Raw genomic sequence first — 10,849 nt, 5'->3', positions numbered from 1 at the left:
TGAAGGATATGGATTTTAGATCAGTAGATTCTGCAAGCAGAAAGGAAATACGCAAACGAGCGATCAAGCAAATTAATTCAGGTGTTCAAAAGAAAAAAGTAGCTATGATGTACGGAGTTAACCCAAACACAATTACTAATTGGGTTAAAAAACATAAAAAAGAAGGGATTAAAGGGTTGACAGATAATAAGCGCGGTGTTAGCTCTGAGGATAAAAAATTACTTAGTAGCACTCAAGAGTTAGAGATCCAACGCATGATTACAGATGTTATGCCAGATCAACTAAAATTGGATTTTGCTTTATGGACACGCAAAGCTGTAAAGGAATTAGTGGAACGTGAATTTGGTGTAAAATTAGCGATAAATACAATGGGGGATTATCTACGCTCTTGGGGATTTAGTCCTCAAAAACCCAAGAAACAAGCTTACGAACAATGTTCTAAAAAAGTGCAATTATGGTTAGATGAACAATATCCAGCCATTAAGAAACGCGCTAAAGAGGAAAATGCAGAAATACAATGGGGTGATGAAACAGGAGTAAGAAACGCTAATCAACATGGTCGTTCTTATGCTCCCAAAGGAAAAACGCCTGTAAAGAAAAGTATGTCTAAACGTTTTTCTGTAAACATGATTTCTACAGTAACTAATCAAGGAAGTGTTCAATTTATGATTTACTCAGGAACTATGAATGCTGATAGATTCATTGAATTTCTAGAACAGCTTATCAAAGATAAAACACAAAAAATATTTTTAATCCTAGATAATTTAAGAGTTCATCACAGTAAAATAGTAAAGAAATGGATTGAAGAAAAACTGGAACATATTGAGTTATTCTTCTTGCCTTCTTATTCTCCAGAGAAAAACCCTGATGAGTATCTAAACTGTGATTTAAAATATGCTTTATCTGAAAAACCTGCTCCTAAAAACGAAAAACAGCTTGAAGAAAATGTCAAGAATCATATGAAAATGCTAACTGAAAATAGCCAAAGAGTAGCTAAATATTTTAACCATAAGGATATAAAATACGCAGCACAAAATCTCTATTTATTGCCGTCGGGTTAATATAGCACCAAACAAAGCCATAGGATTACATGCATTTCTAAAATTTTAACAATCACACACTTCGGTGCATCAAGTATTTTCCAAAATCAACCAATAACGCTTTGTTTTCAGTTGAAATATCCAACACATCCAATTCATCAAAAGCTTTTTTTGTGTACACGTTAATGAGTTTTTTTGTAGCCTCTGCTGCATTTGTTTCAATAAAAAGTTGCTTTGCATTTTCTATTTTACCTAGCTTTCCCCCATCAAATGAATCTGAAAATAGGTACAACAGTTCTTCTTGCTGCGATGTTGAGCCCAACTCAATAGCTTTCAAATACAAATAAGTCTTTTTATTTTCAATAATATCGCCACCAACCTGCTTTCCAAAAGTCTTTGGATCACCAAAAGCGTCTAAATAATCATCTTGTAATTGAAATGCAATTCCCAGTAGCTTGCCATATTCATATATTGCTTTTTGCTCTTTATCATTTCTTTCAGCAATAATAGCTCCCATTTGAAGCGCTGCACCCACTAAAACAGCGGTTTTACAAGTAATCATATGTAAGTATTCATCCTGGGTAACATCCGACCTATCTTCAAAATCAACATCATACTGTTGCCCTTCACAAACCTCCAAAGCGGTTTTGGAAAACAGCTTCGCTAACTTTACAAATATTACGGGTTCATAAGCTTCAAAATTTTGATATGCTTGAATCAGCATTGCGTCGCCTGATAAAATCCCAGTATTAACATTCCACTTGGAGTGTACAGTTTCATTACCGCGTCGTAAAGGAGCCTCATCCATGATATCATCATGCACTAATGAAAAATTATGAAACACTTCAATGGCGAGCGCCGCTGGTAAGGCCTCCTCAATAGTAGATCCAAAAATATCAGCGCCCATTAATGTTAACATTGGTCGAATACGCTTGCCCCCCATGCTTAAAATATAGCGTACTGGCTCATATAAATTAACTGGTTCAACTACTCGATTATTTTGAGCCAAATACTCTAAAAATTTTTCTTGATACAATGACAGCTTATCCACTAATACTATGTTTTTATTCAAATGTAAACTTTTTAAAGAATGCCATCCAAATGCAAATTGCTATTGCGTCAATTTTAATTTTTATCAAACAGCCTAATCTGGCATTTTTTAGGTTCCTTGATGCCCATGAAAATTAATAAACACAGCTTACAAAAAAGTTAAATTTTTACTAAAACTAAGGAAACTTTTATTGTTTTTGAAGTTTCCTGTCTAAGTTTGCCTTATTATGAGTTCAACATCGGAAATATACCACCAAATTATAAAAAAAGCTGCTCAACTTTTTTTAAGTCGCGGTTTTAAAAGCGTTACTATGGATGATTTGGCTAGTGAAATGGCTATTTCAAAAAAAACGATTTATAATTATTTTAAAACCAAAACAGAACTCGTTGAAAAAACTTCAGAATTCACTTTCAATTTTATTGAAAAAGGAATCAACACCATTAGAGCAAAAAATTTAGATCCTATTGAAGAGTTATATGTCATTAATGATTTTGTACGCGAAAACTTGAACAATGAAGAATCCGCTACTGAATATCAACTATGCAAATATTATCCAAAGATATTCCACAAACTAAACAGGCGCAAATTTGAAACTGTTATGGATTGCACCCTTGAAAACCTTCAACGAGGCGTTGAAAAAGGAAGTTATAGAAAAGGCTTACCAAAAGAAATTATTGCCCGAATTTATTTTTTAAATATTTCAGGACTTTGCAATCAGGATGTTTTTCCAAACAACACCTATAAAGCATCCATCATTAATGATGAATACTTAACCTATCATATACGCGGAATTGCCACTGAAAAAGGCATTAATATATTAACTAATATTCAAAAAGAACGAAACTTATGAGACAAAAAACAAGACTATTTTGCTTACTATTTGTCGCTATTTTAGCCATGAATGCGCAGCAAAAAAAGTATAGTTTTTCTTTACAGGAAGCCATACAATTCGCGCTTGATAGTAGTTATACTGCGCTGAACGCAAACAAAGAAGTGGCCAAAGCATTAAAACAAAAATGGGAAACTACTGCAATTGGGCTTCCGCAAATAAACGCTGAGGCGGCATACACTAACCAATTAAAACAACCTGTCAATCTAATTCCTGCTGAATTTGCAGGTGGGGCTCCTGGAACTTTTATCCCTGTTGTTTTTGGAGTGGAACAACAAACAGCGCTAACTGCCACTTTAAGTCAACTTATTTTTGATGGCTCTTACTTAGTGGGACTAGAAGCTGCATCCGTATTTGTTGATTTTACAAACACACAAAAGGAAAGTCAAAACTTAAAAATTATCGAAGGCATTACCAATGCTTATGGCGCTGTTTTGCTTACGCAAGAAAGTATACGTGTGTTGCAACGAAACATTGAAAATTTAGAATCAAACCTTAATGAAACACAAAAAATTTATGAAAACGGTTTGGCTGAAGAAGAAAGCGTTGAGCAACTTCAAATTACTTTATTGCAAATTAAAAATCAACTAAATAATACCGAACGTACCGAAGACATTGCAATTAAAATGCTGAAACTTGGTTTAGGAATTCCTATTGACACCACGCTGACACTTACTGATAATTTAGAAACTATAGCTAACACTAAAGCCACTACTGATACTGCTTTTAAGGCTTTCAATATAGGGAATAATAATGATTACAAAATTTCAGAACTTTTTGTTGAGCAACGCAGATTAGAGTTTAAACTTGAAAAAGCAAAACGATTGCCTACTGTTAGTGCTTTTGTAAATTATGGTACTACCGCCTTTAGGCAGGGATATAATTTTTTAGATTCGGATCAAAAATGGTTTCAATCGTCAATTTTGGGAGCTAGCGTTAAAGTTCCAATTTTTACTTCGTTTAAAAATTCAGCAAGTACCAAAAAAGCAAAATTAGCCTATGAACAGGCGCAAATTTCTCATACTGAAAACACAGAACGCATTCAATTAGGGTACAACCAAGCCAAAAGTGATTTTGAATTTGCTATTGCCAATTTAAACACGCTAAAACAAAATTTAGCTTTAGCCGAACGTATTGAAAAAAAGAATCAAATCAAATTCAATGAAGGTTTAGCCTCTAGCTTTGAGTTGAGGCAAGCACAAACCCAACTATACAGTGCTCAACAACAGCATTTACAAGCACAATTAAAAGTAATAAAAGATAACGCCACATTACAATCCATTTTAAATGTATTTAACTTATAGCAACCAACGAATTATGAAAAATTTATTATATCCATTCCTTTTCCTACTCGTAATCGCTTGTGGAAAAAAAGAATCATCTGTTGCCGACACTATTGCATCTAAAGATATCACTAGTATTCGCGCTAAAAAAAAGGAACTAATAGCTCAGCAGCAGCAATTAACAAATCAAATTGAACAATTAAGTGCTGAAATTGCAAAACTTGACCCCAATAAAAAAGTTCCTTTAGTAACCACTTTAACAGTTAAAGACACTCTTTTTAATCATTTTATTGAATTACAAGGAAATGTTCAGACCAAGCAAAACCTGGTGCTTACTCCCGAATTTAATGGCATACTGACTAATGTATACGTTAAAGAAGGGCAGTATGTTAAAAAAGGACAATTATTAGCTAAAGTAGATGACGGAGGACTATCTCAGCAATTAGCTTCCATGGAGGTGCAAACTGCACTAGCTAAAACCACCTTTGAAAGACAAGAGCGCCTTTGGAACCAAAAAATTGGAAGCGAAATTCAATACCTGCAAGCCAAAACAAATTACGAAGCCCAAACCAAAGCTGTGGAACAAATGAAAAGTTCGATTGCAAAAACCATGATTCGTGCTCCTTTTAGCGGTGTTATTGATGATGTTATTAACGAAAAGGGAAGCGTTGTAGCCGCTGGAGCGACTCCAATTTTCCGCATTGTTAATCTTAACCAAATGTACATTCAAGCTGAAGTTCCTGAACGTTTTGTAGGCACTGTTAGTAAAGGAATTCCTGTAAAAGTGACTATTCCTGTTTTAGGAAAAGAAATTGACACTAAAGTACGACAAGCAGGTAACTTTATTAATCCTGAAAGCCGAACTTACAGTGTTGAAATACCCGTAGACAACAAAGCTAAAGACATCAAGCCAAATTTGACTGCCAAACTTTACCTGAATGATTATGTGAACAAAAAAGCAATTTTGGTACCACAAAGTTTGCTTTCTGAAAATGCCGAGGGAGCACAGTATGTATACTTAATTGATAAAAACACAAAAGGAAAAACCATTGCTTCTCAAAGAATTGTTTCTACAGGTAAATTGCAAGGTGATTTAATTGAAATAACTAAGGGGCTGACTACAAACGATGTAATTATTGAAGAAGGTGCTCGAAGTGTAAAAAATAAGCAAGAAGTTAACATTTTAAACTAACCTCATTATGAGTAAAAATAACGAAATACACAAAGAGTTTTCGCTCTCATCATGGGCTATAGATAATAAGACGGTTATTTATGTGATCATATTTTTATTCTTGACTTTAGGGTTAACAGCATATTTTAATATGCCGCGAGAAAATTTTCCTGAAATTAAAGAAACAAAAATTTACATCAATGCTATTTACCCCGGAAATACTGCCGAGGATATTGAACGCCTGATTGTTGACCCGCTGGAGGATCGACTTAAAAACGTAAGTAACGTAACCAAAATGCTTTCTACTGCGCAACAGGATTTTGGCATCATCACCTTGGAGTTTGACGAGGGAGTTACGGTGGAGCAAGCCAAGCAAAAGGTGAAAGATGAAGTGGATCAGGAATCTGCCAAGGAAGACTGGCCCACATTTAACGGAGCCAAGGTAAAACCCAATGTATTTGACATAAGCATTTCAGAAGAAACACCTATTTTAAATATCAATATTGCAGGTGATTATCCGCTGCAAAAGCTTAAAGAATTTGCCGAGTACCTTGAGGATAATATTGAAGATTTCCCTGAAATTAAAAAAGTAGATATCCGTGGTGCTCAGGAACGCGAGGTGGAAGTTGCCGTAGATATTTACAAAATGATGGCTGCCAAAGTTAGTTTTCAGGACATCCTTGGTGCAATAAGCGGTGGAAACATTACTATTTCCGCAGGTAACCTAAAAAAAAGCGGACAACAACGCACTATGCGAATCATTGGCGAAATCAAAGATCCTAAAGAGTTGGAAAATTTTGTCATTAAAAGTAATAATGGCGTAGTGTATCTTAAAGATGTAGCTACCGTTTCATTTAAAGCTGAAGATGCTACTACTTACGCCAGAGAATACGGAAAACCTGTGGTAATGCTTGATATCAAAAAACGTTCAGGTAAAAACATGGTAGAAGCCGTAGATAAAATTAAAGTACTGGTTGCTGATGCCAAAGAAAACATCTTTCCTCCTGATTTACGGGTTACTTTAGCTAATGACCAATCTGAAAAAACTTTAAATCAGGTAGATGACTTAGTAAACAACATTATTTTTGGAATTATATTGGTAGTTACCGTCCTTATGTTCTTTTTAGGATTCAGAAACGCCTTGTTTGTTGGTTTTGCCATACCCTTATCCATGTTTATGTCCTTCATGATTTTAAATGCTTTAGGGTATACTATGAACACCATGATCCTGTTTGGTTTAATTATGGGATTAGGAATGCTAGTAGATAATGGTATTGTAGTTGTTGAAAATGTGTTTAGACTAATGAAAGAAGAAGGTATGACACGGATTGAAGCTGCTAAAAATGGGGTGGGTGAAATTGCGTTTCCTATCATAATATCTACACTTACCACAGTGGCTGCCTTTGTTCCATTAGGGACATGGCCTGGAGTCATGGGACAGTTTATGATTTATTTCCCAATTACGTTGTCCGTAGTTTTAGGTTCATCGCTATTTGTGGCAATTTTTATTAACTCCATGTTGGTATCGCGTTTTATGGAAATTGGCAAACGTGAATTAACATTAAAACAGCTTATCCAACTTACCTTGGTTTTAGGAATCATTGGAGGTTTAATTACTGCTTTTGGCGGACAATTACGAGGATTAGGCACTTTAATGCTAGTTACTGCACTATTATTCTGGCTGTATAAATATGCACTTAAGCCTGCTGCTAATTATTTTCAGGACAACTCTTTAGTTTGGTTGGAAAATCAGTACAAACGCTTTGTTGCCTTTGCACTAAAAGGATGGTGGCCTGGCATATTTTTTATTGTCACTTTTGGTTTGTTAATTTTTGCTTTTGTTGGGTTTGGAGCTTCAATCGGTTCTAAAAGAACAAAAATTGAGTTTTTCCCTGACAATAAACCCAATCAAATTTTTGTGTATATCGAGTATCCTGAAGGGACTGATATTGACAAAACTAATAAAATTACTAAAAGTATTGAGCAACGCGTATACTCAATAATCGATACAGACAAATATATTTTTGAAGATAAAAATGTATTGGTAGAGTCTACCGTATCGCAGGTAGGAAGAGGTGCTGGGAATCCGCAAACCGACGGAGGCTCCACTAGCGATATGCCACACCGTGGTAAAATTACCGCTACCATGCGCGAATATAAGTACCGCCGTGGTATGGACTCCGAACAATTACGTGCCGAAGTACAAAAAGGCTTAGTTGGAATTTATCCTGGGGTAAGTATCTCTGTAGAAAAAGACCCGGTAGGTCCCCCTGCAGGACCTCCAATAAACATTGAAATTAAAGGGCAAGACTATGAGTTGTTGATTCAAACAGCCGAACGCATGCGGAGCTTTATTAACAATAAAAATATTTCTGGTATTGATGAATTAAAAATTGATGTTAATAAAGCAAAACCTGCCGTAAAAGTATTGATAGATCGTAAAAAAGCGGGGGAATTAGGAGTAAGCACTGGACAAATTGGCCAACAACTTCGCCGTTCTATCTTTGGAGAAAAAGCGGGTGTTTATAAATTGGATGGTGACAACTATGATATTAATGTACGTTTTAATAAAGATAATCGTTATGACAATAGCATCCTTTTTAACCAAAACCTGACCTTTAGAGATCCTAACACCGGACGATTGAAAGAAATACCGTTAGCTGCCTTAGCTACTCAAAAAAACACCACTTCATACAGTGCGATAAAACACAAAAACGCTACTCGTGTGGTAACAGTGTATTCGGGTTTAAAGCCTGGATTTACTGATGCTGGTGCAATTGTAAGTCAAATTGAAGAAGAAATGAAGCAATTTGAAAAACCAAAAGGAGTTTCATTTGACTTTACAGGACAAATTGAAGAACAAAATAAACAGCAAGCTTTTTTAATGGGTGCGTTTTTTGCTGGATTGGGGTTGATATTTTTTATTCTAATTTTCCAATTTGGATCCATATCCAAGCCTGCCATAATAATGGTTGCTATATTTTTAAGCTTTATCGGTGTATTTGGAGGATTAGTCATTACTGGAGCGCCATTCGTAATTATGATGACCATGATGGGGATTATTTCCTTAGCAGGAATTGTAGTAAACAATGGAGTAGTATTGTTGGATTATACGCAACTACTTATTGATCGTAAAGCCGTTGCTTTAGGTGTTGAAAAAGGAGTTTTATTGCCTGCCAAAATAGTTAAAGAGGCCATTATTGAAGGAGGGCGTGCCAGATTAAGACCTGTATTACTAACCGCTATTACTACTGTACTAGGACTAATTCCTTTAGCTATTGGACTTAACATCAACTTTATTACGCTGTTTGGAGAGTTTGATGCCAAGTTCTACATGGGTGGTGACAATGTTATATTTTGGGGACCATTAGCCAAAACTGTAATTTACGGTTTAATAATAGCTACATTTTTAACTTTAGTAATTGTTCCTGTGTTATTTTACTTAATACACTTACTTAAATTAAAATTAAAAAGTTGGTTTGGTAAAGAAACGAATTTGGACGATGAAAAACTGATTGCAGCAAATGCAGAACTTTGATAAAAAAGTATTAGTCAATTGTTTTGGAACAGTTGCCTGTAGCTATTACGAAATTGTTAGGCAATCACAATCAGTCATAAATTTAGTATAATTATAAAATACTGAAAGAATGTACTTAGACAAGATTAAAATTGGACATAGGCTCAGCTTAAATAGTAACTCATTTTTAATGAAATAGAAAAAACCTGAATAACAAAATAATTAAACCAAGAAATAAATCATTTGCTTGATTTTTCTTTTCCTTAATGGGTATTTGATTTAATTTATATAAATTGATAAATGCTATGAAAAACGCCTATTGGACAACGACGATTCTCACTTCATTATTCTTGTTGTGGAGCGCCTACACTTATATTTTTAGTAAAGCCACCATTGAAGGCGTTAGGGAACTCGGGTTTCCCGATCACTTTCGCATTCAACTTGGCATTTTAAAGGTAATAGCTGTACTAATTTTATTAATCCCACAAATCCCAATTCAATACAAAGAGTGGGCGTATAGTGGCGTGTTTTTATTTTTTATTACCGCCATAGTAGCGCATACGGCCCATAAGGACCCAATAGTAATCACTCTAATAAATATATTATTAATCGCAATAACATTTTACTCAAATTATTCTTTACACAAAATAACTCATTGATATGGAAAAAATAGAAATTAAAGGAACCGTTAAAAAAGGATTTGAAGGTGTAGCTGAAGCTTACGAATCAAATTTTTACAGAGACGATATTTATAAAGAACTAGGATCATCACTTTGTGTGTATCATAAAGGGGAACAAGTAGTAAATATTTGGGCTGGATTTAAGGATAAAGAAAAAAACAGGCTTGGAATAAAGACACTAAAATTGCATTATACTCCGCAACTAAAGGTATTACTGGGTTGTGCATGGCTATTTTAGTTGAAAAAGGCTTAGTAAACTATTCAGATTTAGTTACAAAACACTGGCCTGAATTTGGTCAAAACGGGAAGGAAGAAACTACAGTTTCTCATATATTATCCCATCAATCAGGAAATCCTGGACTACGTGAATTTACGTTATTAGATGAGTTGATGAACTGGGATTTAATTTGCGATCGTTTGGCGCGTCAAAAGCCTTACTGGGAAACTGGCGAATTTACATCATACCACGGATGGACCGTTGGCTTTTTGGCTGGAGAAATTATCAAACGTGTATCAGGTAAAAGTATTGGGCAAGTTTTGCAGGATGAACTTGCTACTCCGTTAGATGCAGAAGTTTTTATAGGTTTACCAAAAGACAAACATGACGAAGTAGCCACATTATACAAACCAATTACACAACACCAGCTTCCTGATTTAATTACGCTTCCTGACTTTTTAGCCTCTGCCGTAGGAAATCCTGTTTTAGATGCCGAAAGTCCGAATAGGCCTGAATGGAGAGAGGCTGAAATGCCTGCTTTAAACGGACACGGTTCTGCTGAGGGGATTGCTAAGTTGTATCATCCACTTGCTCAAAGCGGAAAATCCGATAGTCTAAATTACCTTTCCAATGAAACCATTGATAAAATGACTACCGTAGCCAGCTCCCGTTTGGATGCTATGATTGGAATGCCTGTAGACTGGGCACATGGAATGGTAATGAACACCTTAGACTTAAAACTTTATGGAGAAAACAAAAAAGCATTTGGACATAGTGGTTGGGGTGGTAGCTTTGGCTGTGCTGACAGAGAAAATCAAGTAGCTATAGGGTATGTTTGTAATCAAATGGGACCTGACACTGTTGGGGATGCCAGAACTCCTCGAATTATTAAATCAATTTTTGACGCTATTGAGTCATAAATGACTCCCACTAATAAAAATTTTAAAAAACCTAAAGTTAAATTGCTTTAGGTTTTTTTTGAACAGGAAATAGTAGTATCG

Annotated in this window: 9 protein-coding genes; 8 read left to right on the top strand and 1 reads right to left on the bottom strand. The window is 35.2% G+C overall.

Annotated features, from left to right (window positions below; all coding sequences use genetic code 11):
- Positions 1-8: 8 nt before the first annotated feature.
- On the top strand, positions 9-1,061 hold the full coding sequence (locus GMC_RS0116050) for an IS630 family transposase (protein ID WP_029489848.1): 1,053 nt from the start codon (positions 9-11) through the stop codon (positions 1,059-1,061).
- Positions 1,062-1,113: 52 nt separating this feature from the next.
- Here the strand turns inward: GMC_RS0116050 and GMC_RS0116045 are convergent, their stop codons facing one another.
- On the bottom strand, positions 1,114-2,091 hold the full coding sequence (locus tag GMC_RS0116045; protein WP_010523111.1) for a polyprenyl synthetase family protein: 978 nt from the start codon (positions 2,089-2,091) through the stop codon (positions 1,114-1,116).
- Positions 2,092-2,317: 226 nt separating this feature from the next.
- On the opposite strand from GMC_RS0116045, the gene GMC_RS0116040 reads away from it, so the two are divergent.
- The 7 genes from GMC_RS0116040 to GMC_RS20160 all read left to right on the top strand — a co-directional run bounded on the left by GMC_RS0116040 (position 2,318) and on the right by GMC_RS20160 (position 10,768).
- Complete coding sequence (locus GMC_RS0116040) at positions 2,318-2,941, top strand: TetR/AcrR family transcriptional regulator (protein ID WP_010523110.1); 624 nt, start codon at positions 2,318-2,320, stop codon at positions 2,939-2,941.
- Entirely contained in the window at positions 2,938-4,284 is a 1,347-nt protein-coding gene (locus tag GMC_RS0116035) for a TolC family protein (protein ID WP_010523109.1), read from the top strand. Before GMC_RS0116040 ends, GMC_RS0116035 begins: the two co-directional genes overlap by 4 nt.
- A gap of 13 nt (positions 4,285-4,297) precedes the next feature.
- Positions 4,298-5,455 carry an efflux RND transporter periplasmic adaptor subunit gene (locus GMC_RS0116030; protein ID WP_029489846.1) on the top strand — a complete coding sequence of 386 codons (1,158 nt, stop codon included), beginning with the start codon at positions 4,298-4,300 and terminating at the stop codon, positions 5,453-5,455.
- Positions 5,456-5,462: 7 nt separating this feature from the next.
- A complete protein-coding gene (locus tag GMC_RS0116025; RefSeq protein ID WP_010523107.1) occupies positions 5,463-8,972 on the top strand; it encodes an efflux RND transporter permease subunit in 3,510 nt (1,169 codons plus the stop codon).
- Positions 8,973-9,256: 284 nt separating this feature from the next.
- Complete coding sequence (locus GMC_RS23045; protein ID WP_040472573.1) at positions 9,257-9,610, top strand: DoxX family protein; 354 nt, start codon at positions 9,257-9,259, stop codon at positions 9,608-9,610.
- Between the two features lies 1 nt (position 9,611).
- Positions 9,612-9,869 carry a hypothetical protein gene (locus tag GMC_RS20895; protein WP_010523105.1) on the top strand — a complete coding sequence of 86 codons (258 nt, stop codon included), beginning with the start codon at positions 9,612-9,614 and terminating at the stop codon, positions 9,867-9,869.
- Entirely contained in the window at positions 9,815-10,768 is a 954-nt protein-coding gene (locus GMC_RS20160; protein ID WP_094766314.1) for a serine hydrolase domain-containing protein, read from the top strand. The genes GMC_RS20895 and GMC_RS20160 overlap by 55 nt, the downstream gene beginning before the upstream one ends.
- Positions 10,769-10,849 lie beyond the last annotated feature (81 nt).

Origin of the sequence: Aquimarina agarivorans (assembly GCF_000218485.1) — a bacterium.
Taxonomy (GTDB): Bacteria; Bacteroidota; Bacteroidia; order Flavobacteriales; family Flavobacteriaceae; genus Aquimarina; species Aquimarina agarivorans.
Note: the sequence above shows the minus strand (reverse complement) of the source record. Positions and strands in the feature narration are given on the sequence as shown.

What these genes read in the sequence shown, in the direction of transcription:
- GMC_RS0116050 (WP_029489848.1), top strand. Translation starts at nt 9, where the DNA reads ATGGATTTTAGATCAGTAGATTCTGCAAGCAGAAAGGAAATACGCAAA.
- GMC_RS0116025 (WP_010523107.1), top strand. Translation starts at nt 5,463, where the DNA reads ATGAGTAAAAATAACGAAATACACAAAGAGTTTTCGCTCTCATCATGG.
- GMC_RS0116030 (WP_029489846.1), top strand. Translation starts at nt 4,298, where the DNA reads ATGAAAAATTTATTATATCCATTCCTTTTCCTACTCGTAATCGCTTGT.
- GMC_RS20895 (WP_010523105.1), top strand. Translation starts at nt 9,612, where the DNA reads ATGGAAAAAATAGAAATTAAAGGAACCGTTAAAAAAGGATTTGAAGGT.
- GMC_RS0116040 (WP_010523110.1), top strand. Translation starts at nt 2,318, where the DNA reads ATGAGTTCAACATCGGAAATATACCACCAAATTATAAAAAAAGCTGCT.
- GMC_RS23045 (WP_040472573.1), top strand. Translation starts at nt 9,257, where the DNA reads ATGAAAAACGCCTATTGGACAACGACGATTCTCACTTCATTATTCTTG.
- GMC_RS0116035 (WP_010523109.1), top strand. Translation starts at nt 2,938, where the DNA reads ATGAGACAAAAAACAAGACTATTTTGCTTACTATTTGTCGCTATTTTA.